A 16,971-nucleotide genomic window follows, 5' to 3' on the forward strand; every position below is an offset into this window, starting at 1 on the left:
CGCCCTGCGGCGAAGCGACTACCTCTGAGCCTTGAGCAATGATGGAGAAAACCATGGCCACGAAACGCAAATTATTCGAGGAAGTGGGTGCGGATACGCCCAAACCTGTCGCCGCAACGGGTGTGATCGACGCAGGGCGTGGTGGCGCCCGCTTGGCGATCCGCGCATGGCTGTTTGTGCTGTTTGCGCTGGTGTTCGTGATGATCCTCGTGGGCGGGGCCACGCGGCTGACCGACAGCGGGCTGAGCATCACCGAATGGCGGCCCCTGACGGGTGCGCTGCCACCGCTGAATGCGGCCGACTGGGCGTTGGAATTTGCGAAGTACCAAGAGATTGACGAGTTTCGCTTGCAAAACAGCTGGATGACGCTGGGGGATTTCAAAGTGATCTACTGGTGGGAGTGGGGCCACCGCCAACTGGGCCGCGTGATCGGGCTGGTCTGGTTTATCGGCTTTATGTGGTTCTTCATCCGCAAACAAATCCCCACGGGCTGGACCCCGCGGTTGCTGCTGCTGGGGGGGCTCGGCGGGCTTCAGGGGACGATTGGCTGGTGGATGGTGTCCTCGGGCGTGACCTCCGGCACGGCCACAACCGATGTTGTCTCGACCCGTCTTGCGACGCATCTGGGGCTGGCTTTTGTCATCCTTGGCTTTATCACATGGTACGCGCTCAGCCTTGGCCGCCCCGAGCGGGACCTGATGCAGGCCCGCCGCGCCAAAGAGAGCAAGCTTTATGGTCTCAGCACCGGATTGCTGCATTTTACCTTCTTGCAAATCCTCATCGGCGCGCTGGTTGCAGGCATCGACGCGGGCCGTACCTATACCGACTGGCCGCTAATGGCGGGGCGGTTTTTCCCGCCTCAGGCCTTTGTGTTGGAGCCGTTCTGGACCAATTTCATCGAAAACCCCGGTCTGGTGCAGTTTATCCACCGCATGACGGGCTATGTGCTGTTTGCCTTTGCAGTCGTCGTCTGGCTGCGCGGGCGCACATCGGCCCATCCCAAGACGCAATTTGCCTTTAACGCCGCCTTTGCTGCAATCAGCCTGCAAATCGTGCTGGGCGTTACAACCGTCCTTTACGAGGCCGTCTTGCCCGTCGCCCTGATGCACCAAGGGCTGGCGGTGCTGTGCTGGGTCCTGATCTTGCGCGCACGTCACCTGTCGCTTTACCCCGTTGCAACATCGCTCAGAGGAGCCACCGCATGACCGCATATGATGACCTGATGGAATTCACCAAACAGACGCAGGCACTGGGGCAGGTGGCAGGCCGCTTGGGCTGGGATCAGGAAACCATGATGCCCCGCGGCGCCGCCCCCCAACGGGCCGAGGAAATGGCCGCGATGGAAAGCATGCTGCATGCGCGCCGCACCGACCCGCGTGTGGCCGATTGGCTTGCCGCGATTGACGCGGGCACTTTGGACCCTGTGGCCGCCGCCCAAGTCCGCGAGATCCGCCGCAGTTTCGAGCGGACCAGCAAGGTGCCAGCAGCCCTCGCGACAAAGCTCGCGAAGCTGACCTCAGCCGCCCAAGGCATCTGGGCCGAGGCGCGGGCCGCCGATGATTTCAAAGCCTTCGCACCGACCTTGGCCGAGGTCATCATGCTCAAACGCGAAGAGGGGCAGGCACTCGCTGCGGGCGGCGATGTCTATGACGCAATGCTGGAGGACTACGAGCCCGGCACCACGGGTGCGGATCTGGAGGCGATGTTCGGCGCGATGCGCCCCGTGTTGTCCGAATTGCGGGCGGCCGTGCGCGAGGCGCAAGCACCGGCCAAGCTGGAAGGCACCTTTGACGAAGGCGCGCAGATGAAGCTGACGCGGCAACTGGCACGCGCCTTCGGTTATGACATGGCGCGGGGGCGTGTGGACAAGGCGGTGCATCCTTTCTCAAGCGGTTCCGGCCTCGACGTGCGCATCACCACCCGCACGAATGAGGCCGATCCCTTCAACTGCTTTTACTCCACCATCCACGAGGTCGGCCACGCTGCGTACGAGCAAAATATCGACACTGCCTATTTGCTGACGCCCTTGGGGCGCGGGGTCAGCATGGGCGTGCACGAAAGCCAAAGCCGCATCTACGAAAACCAGATCGGCCGCAGCCGCGCCTTCACCGGCTGGCTGTTCGGCCAGATGAAAGACGCCTTCGGCGATTTCGGGATTGCGGATGAAGACGCCTTCTATGGCGCTGTGAACCGCGTGAACGACGGCTATATCCGCACCGAAGCGGACGAGCTGCAATATAACCTCCACGTCCTGCTGCGGTTCGATCTGGAGCGGGCGCTGATGTCGGGCGATCTGCAAGTCAGCGATCTTGAGGCCGCGTGGAACGACCGTTTCGAGGCGGACTTCGGCTACGCCGTCGACAAGCCGTCAAACGGGGTGCTGCAAGATGTGCATTGGTCTGTGGGCCTGTTTGGCTACTTCCCGACCTACTCATTGGGCAACGTCTATGCGGGCTGCCTGAATGAAGCGATGCGCGCAGCGCTCCCCGATCTGGATGCCTCCCTTGCCAAAGGCGACACATCGCCTGCGACCGATTGGCTGGGCACGCATGTGCAAACCCACGGTGGGCTTTATGCCCCGCGCGACGTGATTGAACGTGCCTCGGGACAAGCGCCAAGCGAGGGGCCTTTGCTGGGCTATCTGACTGAGAAGTTCAGCGCGATTTACGGGATTTGAGTCTGGGCGGCCAAGGTGCGCGTTGAGGTAAAGGTGATTGTCAATCGGGGGCTTGATTGCTGCTGATGGAGCGAAGGATTGCTATTGGCCTGCCGCCAACGCCGCCCAATACTCGGGTATCAGTTTGATCGTTTCGCTCAGCGCCGGATCATCGGATGTGATCTGTGTTCGGCGCAATGACAAAGACGCCTTGACCCCATCTGCTATGTCGAAGGTTAGTGTGCAGCTTGCGCCTTGCCTGTCCGTTTCGGTCATATCAGGACTGTAGAAACAAGCGATTTGCCCGCGGCCGAGCGGCGTCTTCGTGAAACGCACGGCCAGTTCCGGTTCATCGCGATACGAAGGGTTCTGCGTCACAGTGGTCCGCAAAGAAAATCGCATCGGCGGCCCGTCGCGACACCAGATACCAGCTGCTTCGTCAGGGCGAATTTCGTCGCACCATCGGTCAATTTTCTCCTGTGTCAGGCAAAAATTTCCCAATGTGCAATCCGGCTCCACCGCTGCGACACTGATGGTGCGAAAACCAATAGGATCACTGCGTTCATGAAGAAGCGTTTCATCTGGCCTGGTTAGGAGGGTTACGGGATTGGCTAGATTGGTCGAACACCCAAAGAGCCCACCGTGAATACCCGGAGCGCAATCGTCTGACAGATGCAGGCGTGGACTGGCTGGAAAGGCCACTTGATGTCCTGCCAGCGTGCCCTCGAAATCCGCACGGATGATAGCGTCGCCACGGGCACCACGGTTATTGGTAAGTTGGCGCTTGGTCATCTCACGCTGCGCGACAGGCAACAGGGTCAGCACGGCGACCATCCCGATGATCACGGCCCCCAATACCAGACCGACCCAATGTGCACGCCCTTTCCCGGTCCACAGCACAGCCGCCGCGCCTGCCACGCCAAGCGCTGCGCCGCTGGCCAAAAACGGGATCAGCATAAGCGGACCCAACGCGAAGAAAGCGAAGTTTAGCGGCGAACCGATGCCGTGAACAGGCGCACCACCCGGCCCGAACATCAGCGCAAGAGGCACAACACCCAGAACCGCACCCCAGATCAGCGCCCGCTGTGGCCGTCAGACAAAACGTAAGGACAGGAAAAAGCCGAGACAAAATCCAACGAAAATGAATATAAACATGGTGTTCCTCACGACTTCCCGTTGTCTGATCCATGCATCTTAAGGGCAAATTGGTCGAACCACAGCCTTCTTTATCACGAAAACTTTTCCAAAGCCGCCTTTGCACAGCCCTCGGGAACGGCAGCTTGGTCCCCATAATGGACGCTGGACCTGATTTAATTTGTGGCAACGATGTTTTGGCAACCGCTGCGGCTCACCGTAAGGCCGAATGTCCAGTCAATTGCTATGGGCGCCGAACACATACCTGCCCGAAGAAACCGGGCAGGACAGGCCCTTAGATCAGCGCCATACGCTCTGATCGCTCGGGGTCGGGGAAGGGGCGGTAGAGCCCGATGTGGCTTTGCGCGATCAGGTCGTGCACGGCGCGGTGCAGGCGTTCAACCTCCTCACCGTGGCCCCCTGTCAGGCGAAAGGCCTGATCCAGTTGCGCCATGTCAGCCACCTCGACCTCCAGCAGGAAATCAGTGTGCCGATCCGACGCGAGGTTGAGCTTGCGCCGCAGCAACCGCCAGTTCCCGATGGCGCCCTGATCCTGTAGATGGGTCATCCAGTTGTCCAGCGCGGCAGAAAATCCAAGCGCCTTTGCGTCCTGTTTCAGATCGATCATGCAGTGGTACAGGTTCATCATGTCCTCGCGAAATGCCTGACGCAGAATGACCCGAAAGGAGTTACACAAGGGTTAAGCCTGCCTTGGAAAACTTCCAGACTGTGATGTGAACCCTTCGATGGCGCATACCCATGCGCACCACTTAAGCGGGGTTATCCTGCGCAGGTCAGGGGCCAAGCGCGCGGGATGAGGCAACAGCTCTATTGCGCAGGTCGTGCACCCGTGGCGGAGCCATGTGGTTCCTTGCAACTGTTCTGACATCGCTACGTCGTTTTGCATACCTCGGGATTTGAGATGCGCCCGCATGAGCCAATCCCGCGCCCCGCTGTGCCTTATTGATAGGGGCGGTCATCAAGTCGTGAGCGCCGATTGCGCTGTGATAAGCGGCGCTATCCTCGAGGATGTGTCTGCCTCGGGCTGCCCATGTCTCAATGCGGGCCCGCACTGCGTCGAGACTGGTGCCTCCAGTTTCTTCCATGCCGACACAGAATGTGTCAGCCGAAAAATCGCCATAGCCCGGAAAGGTATCCGTAAAAGCGTCGTGCATTTGCGGATACCCTAGCGCATGATCTGGCTTCAGGATGTGCCGTGGGGTTAGCGCAAGACATCAAGCATTCGTCTGCTACTTTGTGCTTCTCGATTGCCCAGCCTATTCTGACCCTGCCGCGCCGCTATCCCCTTCATCCTCATCGCCTTGATCCGCGATCCATGCGACTGACACGACTTCCTCATTCTTGCCGGTGTTGAACACTTTCACACCACCAGCCGAGCGTGAGCGGAAGGAGATCCCCTCAACCGGAACGCGGATCGACTGGCCCTTGGAGGTGGCAAGCATGATCTGGTCGTCCATTTCGACGGGGAAGGAGGCGACGATATCGCCGAGTGGCATGCCTTTGGTCCATGCTGCCACGCCTTGGCCACCACGTCCGCGCAGCGGGTAGTCGTGGCTGGAGCTGAGCTTGCCTGCGCCGCCTGCGGTAATCGTGAGGATCAGGTTCTCGGCGGCCGACATCTCGACGTAGCGGTCGTTCGAGAAGTTCGGATCGGCTGGCGCGTCTTCTTCGTCCGCCTCGGCATCGTCAGCCAGACCCGCCATTGCGCGGCGCATTTTGAGGTAGGCTGTGCGTTCCTCGGAGGAGGCGTCGAAGTGGCGGATGATCGACATGGAGACGACCTTGTCATCGTTACCCAGTTTGATCCCGCGTACACCAACCGAATTGCGGCTGTTGAACACCCGCACGTCCGTGGCACGGAAGCGGATGGCGCGGCCCGAATTGGTGGTCAGCATGACATCATCGTCATGGCTGGCGATGCGGGCGTTGATCAGGGTTGTGCCCTCATGCTCGTCCTCGAACTTCATCGCGATCTTGCCGTTGCGCATGACGTTGGTGAAATCGGACAGCTTGTTGCGCCGCACGGTGCCTGCCGAGGTGGCGAATACAACCTGCAAGTCGTCCCATTCTTTCTCATCCCGATCAACGGGCATAATAGCGGCGATGGAAACGCCGGCAGGGATCGGCAGAATGTTGACAATCGCCTTGCCCTTGGAGGTCCGTCCCCCCTGCGGCAGACGCCATGTCTTGAGCTTGTAAACCATGCCGTCGGTCGTAAAGAAAAGCAGTTGCGTGTGGGTGTTGGCCACGAAGAGCGTGGTAACCACATCCTCTTCTTTGGTCGCCATGCCCGACACGCCCTTGCCGCCGCGCCGCTGGCTGCGGAAATCGGCGAGCGGCGTGCGTTTGATATAACCGCCTGAGGTGACGGTCACGACCATATCCTCGCGCTCGATCAGGTCTTCGTCGTCCATGTCACCGGACCAGTCGACAATCTCGGTGCGGCGGGGGATGGCGAATAGCTCTTTTACCTCGGCGAGCTCGTCGCGGATGATGCCCATGATACGATCGCGCGAGCCGAGAATTTCCAGGTATTCCTTGATCTTCTTGGCCAGTTCTTCCAGCTCGTCCGTTACTTCTTTCACGCCGATCTGAGTCAGGCGTTGCAGGCGCAGTTCCAGAATGGCGCGCGCTTGGGTCTCACTCAGGTTATAGGTGCCGTCGTCATTGGCGGTATGCGTGGGGTCGTCGATCAGCGCGATATATTCGAGGATGCTCTCCGCTGGCCAGCGGCGGGTCATCAGTTTTTCACGCGCTTCGGCGGCATCGGCAGAGGCGCGGATGGTGGCGACAATCTCGTCGATGTTGGTGACGGCCACTGCCAGACCGCACAGGATGTGGCTACGCTCGCGTGCTTTGCGCAGCAGATAGGCCGTGCGGCGGGCCACGACATCCTCGCGGAAGTCGAGGAAAGAGGTCAGGAAGCGGCGCAGGGTCAGCGTCTCTGGGCGGCCACCGTTCAGCGCCAGCATGTTACAGCCGAAATAGGTCTGCATTGGCGTAAAGCGGAAGAGCTGGTTCATCACCACCTCGGCCGTTGCGTCGCGCTTCAGCTCAACCACAACCCGCACGCCGTTGCGGTCGGATTCGTCCTGCACGTGGGCGATGCCTTCGATCTTCTTGTCGCGGGCGGCCTCGGCGATTTTTTCGATCATCGAGGCTTTGTTCACCTGATAGGGGATTTCGTCGATGACAATGGCCCAGCGGTCCTTGCGGATTTCCTCAATCCGCGTCTTTGAGCGCACAATGACCGAGCCGCGCCCCTCAAGGTATGCTTTGCGCGCGCCAGAGCGGCCCAGCATGATGCCACCCGTCGGGAAATCGGGACCGGGGACATAGTCGATCAATTGCTCGGAGGTCAGGTCAGGCTCTTCAATAAGCGCAAGACAGGCGTCGATCACTTCACCAAGGTTGTGCGGCGGGATGTTGGTCGCCATGCCGACGGCAATACCGCCCGCACCATTGACCAGCATGTTCGGGAAACGGGCGGGCAGAACGCTTGGCTCTTGCTGTTTGCCGTCATAATTGTCTTGGAAATCAACGGTGTCTTTGTCGATGTCAGCCAAAAGGAAGGCGGCGGGCTTGTCCATCCGCACCTCGGTATAGCGCATGGCCGCGGCGTTATCGCCGTCCATCGAGCCAAAGTTGCCTTGCCCGTCGAGCAATGGCAGCGACATCGAGAAATCCTGCGCCATACGCACCAGCGCGTCATAAATCGCGCTATCGCCGTGGGGGTGGTACTGGCCCATCACATCGCCCACGGGACGGGCGGATTTGCGGTAGGATTTGTCGGCGGTATTGCCCGTCTCGTGCATGGCGAACAGAATGCGGCGGTGCACGGGTTTCAGACCATCGCGCAGATCGGGGATCGCACGCGAGACAATCACCGACATCGCATAGTCAAGATAGCTGGTGCGCATCTCGTGTTCGATGGTCACAGATGGCCCCTCATACACGGGGCGCTCAGCGCGGTTTTCGTCTTCGTTCTCGGGTGTTTCCGGCGTGTCGGTCAAAGTCTGTCCCAGCTTGGCTGATGTGTCTTGTATGCTGCCACCATCTATAGCGCGAAGGCTATATAAGGTGCAATCATATTGCGCCCCATGCAGCATCTTGTGCGGCGGCGCTCTGACGTCACGTTACACTGCCCAAAGGCGTTCTGCGCGGTAGGGTGACCCGATACCGAACTTAAAGGACCGCGCATATGCAACGCTTGCTCACCGATCACAAGACTATCACTAAAACGCAGCTGGAGGATGTCGCCCCCGCAGCGCTGGAGGCGGGGCAGGCGCGGCTGAAGATCGACAGCTTTGCGCTGACGGCCAATAACGTGACCTATGCGGCATCAGGCTTTGCCATCGGCTATTGGCATTTCTTTCCCACAGGGATTGAGGGGCAGGGGCTGGTGCCCGTCTGGGGCACGGCGCAAGTGGTCGAAAGCGACAGCCCCGAGCTGAGCGTTGGCACGCGGCTCTACGGTTTTTATCCGCTGGCTGAGGAATTGGTCATTACCCCAGCGGCAGATGGCCATGGCGGCTTTGTGGACGCTGTCGATCACCGTGCCAAACTGCCGCCCGTCTATAACCGGTATACGCCCGTGCGGGCGGGCGCGGCCGCTGACGATCACATGCGGGCCTTGCTGCAACCGCTGCTGGCCACGTCATATCTGTTGTTTGATTGGCTGATGGACAATGACTGCTTTGGCGCGGACCAGATCATCATCGGCTCTGCCTCGTCCAAAACGGGCCTTGGCCTGTGCAAATATCTGGCCGAGAAAGAGGACCGCACCTACAAGATCGTCGGCCTCACGTCCGAGCGAAACCGTGCCTTTGTCGAAGGTTTGGGGGCCTGCGATACGGTGTTGACCTATGATGCGGTCTCAGAGCTGCCCGTGCAGCCCTCTGTCTACGTGGATATGTCTGGCAACGCCGAGGTGAAAGCCAATGTTCACAGCACCTTGGGAGACGCGCTTAAACATTCCTCTGCCGTGGGGATCAGCCATTGGGACCAGTTCGCGCCCCAAAGCAAAGTGGAGGGCGTGAAGCCCGAGTTCTTCTTTGCGCCCGCGCAGATCGAAAAACGGCGCGGCGAATGGGGGCCGGGTGTGATCGAGAAACAGATCACCGCCGCGTGGAAGCGGCTTGCCGCAGATGCGGGCAGCTGGCTGGACGTCAAAGTCCACGACGGGATCGGCGAGGCGGCAGCAGTCTATGGCGCGCTGGCGGATGGCAGTGCCAACCCCCGCGAAGGTCATATTATTGATTTGAAATAAGGCTTTGTGGGCGGCGCTTAGGCTGAACAGCTTGCCCCGCCCAGCACACAGAACTTGGCGCAATGGGGGTGGTTGAGCGCGACATCGCGCTCGGCTTCCTCCAGCGTCTCGCCCAACTCGAATTCGGGCGAATAGGGCAGCAAGGTGCAGGCCAGCACGGCGGGCTTGTCCGCGCCGCGCCGTTTGACCACCATCCGCGACGAGGCGCACATGATCGCATCGGGCGATTTGTCGAGGATCCCCCAGCAAGCGGTTGTAATTTCGGGCACTTCTACGGTTTCGTCCATTTCCGGAAACAGCACGGTCATCGCAGGGTCATAGGCGTCGATGTCGAACCCGTGTTCGGCAAAGAACGCGCCATAGCCTGCGCGGCTGTCCGCGTCGCTGTCCTCAAACACCGAGCGTCCGGCCACGGCCATGCGGAACCCGTTCTCCGACAGCCATTTCATTCCTGTGATCGTTTTGTCCAACGCGCCTTTGCCGCGTTCTGCGTCATGCAGATCGGCGCGGTAGTGATCGACGGAAATCCGCAGCGTCAACTTGTCAGGGTAGGCGGCTTGCAACCGCAGCAACCCTTCGCGCATCTTTTTGCGCATCATCGGCAGCATGGCGTTGGTCAGGATCAGCACCTCGTAGCCGCGGGCCAAGGACGCCTCGGTGATTTCGATCATCTGCGGGTTCATAAACGGCTCACCGCCGGTAAAGGCGATCTCGCGCACGCCCCAGTTGCGGGTCTCAAGCTGGTCAAGATAGTCCGACACCTCATCCGCTGTGATATAGACCAATGCATCATTAGTCGGGCTGCTGAGGATATAGCAATTCACGCATTCGATATTGCACAAGGTGCCTGTATTGAACCACAGCGTCTGCGGATTGCTGAGCGCGACAGTCGCGCGCGGCTCCCCCTTGGCGGTGGTTGCCGGATTGCTGAATTTGCCCTCATTGGCTACAACACTGTCTTTCACCGCATACACCTTTTCGCTTGAACCACCGCTCTTTTCAGAAGGGCTAAGCCATCCTTCGCCGCAAGAAAAGTGGATTTCAATCTCACCACGCTCTTGTGAAGATAATATTATCGAGTATGTTTGCGCTAACATTTTGAGGGGCGCTCGACACGACGGGCGCATCGCTATCTAACTGCGGGCAGTCGCATACCGCATGTCGCGCTGGTCGGGCGCTGGTTGAAGAAGGATCATATCATGGTTTCACGCGTCATTCCCGTTGATCTGTTTGATCTGGTCATCTTCGGCGGCACTGGCGATCTGGCCCGGCGCAAGATTTTGCCGGGCCTGTTCCGACGCTATTGCGCAGAGCAGATGCCGCAAGAAGCGCGTATAATCGGTGCGGCACGCAGTGACCTGGATGCGCAGGGCTATCGCCAGATGATCCGCGAGGCGATTGCGGAATTTGGCGGCGACAGTGCGCATAGCGACGAACAGCTTGACGGGTTTCTGGCACAGCTTGAATACGTCACCATTGATGCACGCGGCGATCAGGGCTGGAAAGAACTGCAAGCCATGATGGCAGGCACCACGCGGGTAGAAGCATATTATTTCTCGGTCGCACCCGCGCTTTTTGGCGACATCGCTGAGCGGTTGCAAAAATGGGGCATGGCGGATGTGGATGCGCGCATTGTGGTTGAAAAACCCTTTGGCCGCGATCTGGCGACGGCTAAGGCGCTGAACGCAACGCTGGCGACCTATTTCAACGAAGACCAGATTTACCGCATCGATCATTACCTTGGGAAAGAAACGGTGCAGAACCTCATGGCGGTCCGCTTTGGGAATATGTTGTTCGAGCCGCTGTGGAATAGCCAGTATGTCGACCACATCCAGATCACCGTGGCCGAGACTGTAGGTGTCGGGGGCAGGGGCGAATACTACGACAAGTCGGGCGCGATGCGCGACATGGTGCAAAACCACCTGATGCAGCTCTTGTGCCTCATCGCGATGGAGCCGCCTGCGCGGTTTTCCCCCGATGCAGTGCGCGATGAAAAGCTCAAGGTCATTCGCGCGCTTGATCCCGTGGCCAGCCACCACATCGTGCGCGGGCAATATCAGGCAGAGCCATGCAACGAGGCCGCGAACCCCGGATATCGCACTGCGGTGGACAACCCGCGCTCGCGCACGGAATCCTTTGTGGCGCTGCGGGCCGAGATCAGCAATTGGCGGTGGGCGGGCACGCCGTTCTACCTGCGCACTGGCAAATGCCTTGCTGCCCGCGCTTCCGAGATCACAGTGGTGTTCAAAGACACGCCCCACAGCATTTTCGGCGAGGACGCAGGCCGCCACCGCAATGTCCTGTCGATCCGCCTGCAACCCGATGAGGGCATCACCCTCGGCGTGACCATCAAAGAACCAGGCCCCGGGGGCATGCGCCTGATCGACGTGCCGCTGGACATGTCCTTTGCCGAGGCGCTGAAGGAAGACGAGGTCGAGCAGGTCGACGCCTACGAGCGTTTGATCATGGATGTGATCCGCGGCAACCAGACCCTGTTCATGCGCGGCGACGAGGTCGAGGCGGCGTGGGCATGGACCGATCCTATCATCGAAGGCTGGCAAGCGCGCAATGACGTGCCGAAACCCTATGACTTTGGCAGCGACGGCCCCACCGACGCGACCGAGCTTTTGCGCCGCGAAGGCCGCGCATGGCGCCCTGTAACTTAACGCAAACTGGCAGATCACAATGACCCATTGGACCACACTCGCCCAGCAGTATGACGCCACCAAGGACCGCGCGATCACTGAATTGTTCGACGGGTCGGACCGCGCGGCTGATTTTACCGCACGGGCAGGGGACATGGTGTTCGATTACTCGAAGACCAACATCGACAGTGCCACCCGCGACACGCTGCTGGCACTTGCCCGCGACTCCGATGTGGCGGGGCGCCGTGACGCCATGTTCAGCGGTGCCCGCATAAACGAGACCGAAGACCGTGCCGTCCTGCACACCGCCCTGCGCAATCTGGATGGTGGTCCGGTGATGGTCGACGGCGTCGATGTCATGCCCGAAGTGCTGGCCACACTGGCCAGAATGCGTAATTTTGCCCATGATGTCCGCAGCGCGGGCTACACCGACGTGGTCAACATCGGCATCGGTGGCTCTGATCTGGGGCCGGCTATGGCGGTACAGGCGCTCAGCCCCTACCACGACGGTCCGCGCTGCCACTTCGTCTCGAATGTCGATGGCGCTGACATCTCGGACAAATTGCGCGGCCTTGATGCAAAGACAACGCTGGTGATCGTCGCCTCCAAAACCTTCACCACGATCGAGACAATGACAAACGCCCGCACCGCACGGGCATGGATGCGCGAGCACGGAGGCGACCCTACGCGCCAGTTCGCAGCGCTCAGCACGTCAGAGGATAAAACCGCAGACTTCGGCATCGACGCGTCCCGCGTTTTCGGGTTCGAGGACTGGGTCGGCGGGCGCTACTCTGTCTGGGGTCCGATTGGCCTGTCGCTGATGATCGCCATAGGGCCGCAAGCCTTTGACGCTTTCCTGCGCGGTGCCCAAGACATGGATCGCCACTTTTGTGCGGCTGAAGTGCATGAAAACCTGCCCGTTCTGCTGGCCCTGACGGGCATCTGGCACAACCAGATCTGCGATCATGCCACCCGCGCCGTGCTGCCCTATGACGAACGCCTTGGTATGCTGCCCAGCTATCTGCAACAGCTGGAGATGGAATCAAACGGCAAAGGTGTGCAGCGCAGCGGCGCAAACAGCCTGCGCCATACAGGCCCCGTGGTCTGGGGCGCCGCAGGCACCAACGGCCAGCACGCCTTTTACCAGCTCATCCACCAAGGCACCCGCGTCATTCCCTGCGAATTTCTGCTTGCCGCAAATGGTCACGAGCCTGACCTCGCCCACCATCACCAGCTGCTGGTCGCCAATTGCCTCGCCCAGTCCCAAGCCCTGATGAAAGGCCGCTCGCTTGACGCGGCCCGCGAAATCGCCGCCGCCAAAGGCTTCACCGGAGCAGAGCTTGACCGTCAGGCCCGCCACCGCGTCTTTCCCGGCAATCGCCCGTCAACAACCTTGCTTTACCCCAAACTCGACCCCTTCACCTTGGGCCAGATCATCGCGCTTTATGAACACCGCGTTTTTGTCGAAGGCATTATCCTCGACATCATATCGTTTGACCAATGGGGGGTGGAGCTTGGCAAAGAACTCGCGACATCGCTGCAACCTGTCGTCGAGGGCACAGAAGACCCAAGCAACCAAGACCCCTCAACCGCCGCATTGGTCAGCTACATCCACCAACACCGCGACTAGGCCCTATTTTCGCTGGCCTTAATTCCTCCGGAAGGATTGGCCCAAGGCCAATGGGGGCTGGCCCCCTCAACAGGCCAGCCCCAAACACATCACAACAAATCAGGCGTCCGCCCAACCCGTCCCGCCAACCGCGCCACGGTCAATCCCTGCACGATGATCGAGAAAATCACCACGACATAGGTACAGGTCAAAATCAGCGGCTTCCACTCGCCCTCAGGCAGCGACAGGGCAAGGGCGACCGAAATTCCGCCCTTCAACCCGCCCCATGTCATGATCGGCACAACCCCCGCATTGAAACTTCGGAAAGGGCGTAGCAAGGTGATCGGCACATAGACCGCCACAAACCGCGCCACCAAGGCCAGTGCAATCGCGGCCGCTGCGGTCAGCAATACATCATCGTTAAACGCAATCGCAAAGACCTCGAACCCGATGAGCAGAAACAGCACCGCGTTCAAAATCTCGTCAATCAATTCCCAAAAGCCCGCAACATAGGTCCGCGTCTGCTCTGACATCCCCTTGGCCGTGCCCACATCGCCAATCAGCAACCCCGCACAGACCGCCATAATCGGCGCCGAGACATGCAGCCAGACGGCCAGCTCGTAGCCGCCGAAGGCCAAGCCCAGCGTCAGAAGCACTTCCAGCGGGTAATCATCAATCCGCCGCATCACGCGGAAGGTGAGCCAGCCCAGCACGATCCCCAGAACCGCCCCGCCAATGGCTTCCTGAAAGAAAAGTATCGCAGCCCCCGTCAACGGATCACCGTGCGCGCCATGGGCGTCGCCCAGCGGAAAGGCCAATCCCACAAGCACCAAAAACACCACATAGCCGACGCCGTCGTTGAACAGGCTCTCACCCGCGATCTGCGTCTCCAGCGTCTTGGGCAGCTCCGCCTGACGCAACACCCCCAACACCGCAACAGGATCAGTAGGAGAGATCAGCGCCCCGAACACCAGCGCTACCATCAAAGGCATCCCCGTGATCCAGGAAAAGCCGACACCCACGATCACAGTGGACAGCCCGATCCCCAGCGTGGCCATCAAAAACACCACCCGCCACTGTGCCCGCAAATCAGCCAGCTTCACATGCAAGGCGCCCGCAAACAGCAAAAGCCCCAACATGCCTTCCAGCAAAGCTTCGGAGAAATCGATGCCGTTGACGATCCCGCGGACCGTATCGGCGATGCCCAAATCAGGCAGCACCATATCAAGCCCCAGCAACCCGAATGAGGCCAGCAACGACACCACAAGGATACCGATCGCCGCAGGCAGGCGTAAAAACAAATGGTTGATCGCCCCGAACGCACCCGCAAGGACGATCAAAAGTGAGGTGATTTGTAGAAAACTCATGGGCACGCTCCAACATACAGGTATATGTTGGTCGCATGATGCGCGGGGCGGCGCAATGATGCAGGTAAGCTGCACCAATTCATCAGCGCGGGTTTGGTCTTTTGCCTAATGGGCTGGTCAGTCCACCGCATCGCCCGTTATCAAGAGTTCGAAGTCCTCAATCTGTCTTGCGATGTTGTCATTGTCAGCCTTCCAGATAGAGCCGTCGGCCAATCGCACAATTGCAATGTATGAAATACCCTGGCCATTTCTTTCGAATAAGAATGCCGAACGGGGGCGTTGTTCAAAGCGTGCACTACCGTCTGAATTAGAGGTAATGGGTGTCATGGAATAGCCAATGAAGGGACGGCCCATGTCCCGATTAAATGAATCAAAGATGTAGAACCCGACCCCAAAAGCATCAATGTTTTGGTTTGATACGTTTTTCACATCTACACTATGCATCACCGTACCATCGCCCACGCGTGCAGGGGTTTTGTATCGATTAACGTATCTTGAAATGGAGATCGGCGCGTCAGGCTGGTCAAGCACGATTGCTTGTTCTGCGTGGAGTTGTTGCCCCACGAAGAGGAGTAATGAAGTCGATAACAGGCAAGCAAAAAATTTCATGTAACTTATTCCTTCCGGGTGAAGTTGAAATGCCTTTCAATGTTACCTGAAAATACCCGTATAAGGAGTGTCTAATTACGTCTTCAAAGGAAATGAGGTCTCTTGAACACACATCTAGCTAATTTCATCTAACTAGGGTGTTTGCTGGAGCGGGTAACGAGAATCGAACTCGTAACTAAAGCTTGGGAAGCATTGGGGGTTAGAGTTTAACCTATTGTTTTTGTAGTTATTAATTATCTGCTCTGGGGTTTATTCTGGGGAGCGGTAACTTTCGGGCCATCTCCAAGCACTGAATATCCGTCCAAAGCATCGCGCAGATCATCGACCAAGACATGGGCGTATTTGGTTGTCGTCTCGATGCTGGAATGGCCAAGTAGCTTTGACACAAGCTTTATGTTCTGCGTCTTACGAAGCAGTCGGGTAGCGAAAGTGTGTCTTAGATCATGAAACCGAAAATCCTCAACCCCAGCATCAAATAGAGCTTTGCGGAATGCGGTAGGCATAATGCCGCCGTGCGGGTCAATCGGTTGGCGATTCAAGGTTTGCTTATTCAGGCGGGTGAAAACATGCCCGCGGTAGCGCAAGACAGTCGAGCGGGGCAGAGCGGAAAGGAGTGCAGCTACCTCTCGGTTGATCGGAAATGTCATCAACTCGTCCCCTTTGAGTCGAAACGTCATTTCACCGTTTACGAGGTCGATGTCGGACCAGCGCAAATTTGTGATAGTAGCAACCCGCGCGCCTGTCATCAGTGCAAAGCTGACGAGTGGGTGATACTCCTGAGGCAAGGCATGAAAAGTCTTTCCTGCTCATCAAGAGATAGTTCACGCACAATTTCGCGCGGTTCTTTTGTTTCGGCAGCTTTCAGTTCGAGTGTCGGAATTTCGGCTTTGTAAAATTTGCCGATATGGCGGATTGCGCGTCCCAACATTTGCAAACGACGGTTCACAGTCGCGTTTTTGCAGGTCGTCCGGTCTTTGGCGACGTAAGTCAGGATATCTGCATCTGTCATCAGCTCGATTTTCTGTTTTCCATCCATATGTTTTAGGATTGCGCGACATTGGCCTGCGTTGGTACTTTCCGAGGGCGTACCGATCATCTTGTCCCTGTGATAGGTGCCAAGTACTTCTGCCAGAGTATACGAACCACCAGCCGTTCTTCGAGCCTTTGCATCTGCTCTAATTTGGGCCTCTACGGCTTTCGCTTCTTCATAGTCTTCGGTGCCACAAGATCCTCGAAAGCGATAACCTTTGACGATGATGTCGTATTGATAGACGCGGGTTTTCTTTGTTCTGAATGGCATTCAGTACGGTCCTTTATGTAGTCCTCGATGTGATCTGATCGGTATTTGATGGCGTTGCGTGTCACGCGCACGCATTTGAGGCCCAGCGAGCGGCACTCACGCAGGGTCTTGGTGCAAATACCCAACCTGTCCGCAGCCTCCTGAGGAGATAAAAGGCGATTCATTAGCCGTCCGCCCCTCGCTGGGATGCAGCAAGGCTCAGGCATCCCGCAATGGTCTTGGGAGTTGGGTGACCTACGTTTACTTTTGTTGCCATTGTGTTTCTGGTTTCTTGTTTTGGTTGGCGGTGATCCCCCCAGATCTCGGAATTCAACATACTCAGTGGCGCGGAACCTACCGAGAAAAATCGCAATGTTGTTCC

The 16,971-nt window shown here is 58.6% G+C and carries 14 protein-coding genes; 5 read left to right on the plus strand and 9 right to left on the minus strand.

What is annotated here, in order from left to right:
- Window positions 1-53 precede the first annotated feature (53 nt).
- Together ctaA and ABMC88_RS12650 are read left to right on the plus strand one after the other, a co-directional pair.
- Window positions 54-1,205: a heme A synthase gene (gene ctaA, locus ABMC88_RS12645; RefSeq protein WP_349577257.1), complete on the plus strand. Its 1,152-nt coding sequence runs from the start codon at window positions 54-56 to the stop codon at window positions 1,203-1,205.
- Complete coding sequence (locus tag ABMC88_RS12650; RefSeq protein WP_349577258.1) at window positions 1,202-2,677, plus strand: carboxypeptidase M32; 1,476 nt, start codon at window positions 1,202-1,204, stop codon at window positions 2,675-2,677. Before ctaA ends, ABMC88_RS12650 begins: the two co-directional genes overlap by 4 nt.
- Window positions 2,678-2,758: 81 nt before the next feature.
- Here the strand turns inward: ABMC88_RS12650 and ABMC88_RS12655 are convergent, their stop codons facing one another.
- The 3 genes from ABMC88_RS12655 to gyrA all read right to left on the minus strand — a co-directional run bounded on the left by ABMC88_RS12655 (window position 2,759) and on the right by gyrA (window position 7,824).
- Complete coding sequence (locus ABMC88_RS12655; protein ID WP_349577259.1) at window positions 2,759-3,613, minus strand: hypothetical protein; 855 nt, start codon at window positions 3,611-3,613, stop codon at window positions 2,759-2,761.
- Window positions 3,614-4,085: 472 nt separating this feature from the next.
- Window positions 4,086-4,436, minus strand: a complete 351-nt coding sequence (locus ABMC88_RS12660; protein WP_349577344.1) for a DUF6614 family protein — start codon at window positions 4,434-4,436, stop codon at window positions 4,086-4,088.
- Window positions 4,437-5,067: 631 nt separating this feature from the next.
- Entirely contained in the window at window positions 5,068-7,824 is a 2,757-nt protein-coding gene (gene gyrA / locus ABMC88_RS12665) for a DNA gyrase subunit A (RefSeq protein ID WP_349577260.1), read from the minus strand.
- Between the two features lie 188 nt (window positions 7,825-8,012).
- Here gyrA and ABMC88_RS12670 point away from each other — a divergent pair, with 188 nt between their 5' ends.
- Complete coding sequence (locus ABMC88_RS12670; protein WP_349577261.1) at window positions 8,013-9,080, plus strand: DUF2855 family protein; 1,068 nt, start codon at window positions 8,013-8,015, stop codon at window positions 9,078-9,080.
- A gap of 17 nt (window positions 9,081-9,097) precedes the next feature.
- Here ABMC88_RS12670 and ABMC88_RS12675 read toward each other — a convergent pair whose 3' ends face one another.
- Window positions 9,098-10,045 (minus strand): radical SAM protein, encoded by a 948-nt coding sequence (locus ABMC88_RS12675; protein ID WP_349577262.1) that lies wholly within the window; start codon window positions 10,043-10,045, stop codon window positions 9,098-9,100.
- 234 nt (window positions 10,046-10,279) lie between these two features.
- Here ABMC88_RS12675 and zwf point away from each other — a divergent pair, with 234 nt between their 5' ends.
- Entirely contained in the window at window positions 10,280-11,746 is a 1,467-nt protein-coding gene (gene zwf, locus ABMC88_RS12680) for a glucose-6-phosphate dehydrogenase (protein ID WP_349577263.1), read from the plus strand.
- 19 nt (window positions 11,747-11,765) lie between these two features.
- Window positions 11,766-13,355 carry a glucose-6-phosphate isomerase gene (gene pgi, locus ABMC88_RS12685; protein ID WP_349577264.1) on the plus strand — a complete coding sequence of 530 codons (1,590 nt, stop codon included), beginning with the start codon at window positions 11,766-11,768 and terminating at the stop codon, window positions 13,353-13,355.
- Window positions 13,356-13,444: 89 nt separating this feature from the next.
- Here the strand turns inward: pgi and ABMC88_RS12690 are convergent, their stop codons facing one another.
- The 5 genes from ABMC88_RS12690 to ABMC88_RS18540 all read right to left on the minus strand — a co-directional run bounded on the left by ABMC88_RS12690 (window position 13,445) and on the right by ABMC88_RS18540 (window position 16,816).
- Window positions 13,445-14,701, minus strand: a complete 1,257-nt coding sequence (locus ABMC88_RS12690; protein WP_349577265.1) for a cation:proton antiporter — start codon at window positions 14,699-14,701, stop codon at window positions 13,445-13,447.
- Between the two features lie 117 nt (window positions 14,702-14,818).
- Window positions 14,819-15,310 carry a hypothetical protein gene (locus ABMC88_RS12695; RefSeq protein ID WP_349577266.1) on the minus strand — a complete coding sequence of 164 codons (492 nt, stop codon included), beginning with the start codon at window positions 15,308-15,310 and terminating at the stop codon, window positions 14,819-14,821.
- A 233-nt stretch (window positions 15,311-15,543) separates the two neighbouring features.
- The gene (locus tag ABMC88_RS12700; RefSeq protein ID WP_349577267.1) at window positions 15,544-16,056 is read right to left on the minus strand and encodes a tyrosine-type recombinase/integrase; all 513 of its coding nucleotides are present in this window, start codon (window positions 16,054-16,056) and stop codon (window positions 15,544-15,546) included.
- A complete protein-coding gene (locus ABMC88_RS12705; protein WP_349577268.1) occupies window positions 16,056-16,610 on the minus strand; it encodes a hypothetical protein in 555 nt (184 codons plus the stop codon). Before ABMC88_RS12705 ends, ABMC88_RS12700 begins: the two co-directional genes overlap by 1 nt.
- A complete protein-coding gene (locus ABMC88_RS18540; RefSeq protein ID WP_439655600.1) occupies window positions 16,499-16,816 on the minus strand; it encodes a helix-turn-helix transcriptional regulator in 318 nt (105 codons plus the stop codon). Before ABMC88_RS18540 ends, ABMC88_RS12705 begins: the two co-directional genes overlap by 112 nt.
- Window positions 16,817-16,971: the final 155 nt, after the last annotated feature.

The organism is Sulfitobacter aquimarinus (assembly GCF_040149565.1).
Lineage (GTDB): Bacteria > Pseudomonadota > Alphaproteobacteria > Rhodobacterales > Rhodobacteraceae > Sulfitobacter > Sulfitobacter aquimarinus.

Coding starts and splice junctions, on each gene's coding strand:
- ctaA (WP_349577257.1), top strand. CDS start 54: ATGGCCACGAAACGCAAATTATTCGAGGAAGTGGGTGCGGATACGCCC.
- ABMC88_RS12650 (WP_349577258.1), top strand. CDS start 1,202: ATGACCGCATATGATGACCTGATGGAATTCACCAAACAGACGCAGGCA.
- ABMC88_RS12655 (WP_349577259.1), bottom strand. CDS start 3,613: ATGCTGATCCCGTTTTTGGCCAGCGGCGCAGCGCTTGGCGTGGCAGGC.
- ABMC88_RS12660 (WP_349577344.1), bottom strand. CDS start 4,436: ATGAACCTGTACCACTGCATGATCGATCTGAAACAGGACGCAAAGGCG.
- ABMC88_RS12670 (WP_349577261.1), top strand. CDS start 8,013: ATGCAACGCTTGCTCACCGATCACAAGACTATCACTAAAACGCAGCTG.
- zwf (WP_349577263.1), top strand. CDS start 10,280: ATGGTTTCACGCGTCATTCCCGTTGATCTGTTTGATCTGGTCATCTTC.
- pgi (WP_349577264.1), top strand. CDS start 11,766: ATGACCCATTGGACCACACTCGCCCAGCAGTATGACGCCACCAAGGAC.
- ABMC88_RS12690 (WP_349577265.1), bottom strand. CDS start 14,701: ATGAGTTTTCTACAAATCACCTCACTTTTGATCGTCCTTGCGGGTGCG.
- ABMC88_RS12695 (WP_349577266.1), bottom strand. CDS start 15,310: ATGAAATTTTTTGCTTGCCTGTTATCGACTTCATTACTCCTCTTCGTG.
- ABMC88_RS12700 (WP_349577267.1), bottom strand. CDS start 16,056: ATGACAGGCGCGCGGGTTGCTACTATCACAAATTTGCGCTGGTCCGAC.
- ABMC88_RS12705 (WP_349577268.1), bottom strand. CDS start 16,610: ATGCCATTCAGAACAAAGAAAACCCGCGTCTATCAATACGACATCATC.
- ABMC88_RS18540 (WP_439655600.1), bottom strand. CDS start 16,816: ATGCCTGAGCCTTGCTGCATCCCAGCGAGGGGCGGACGGCTAATGAAT.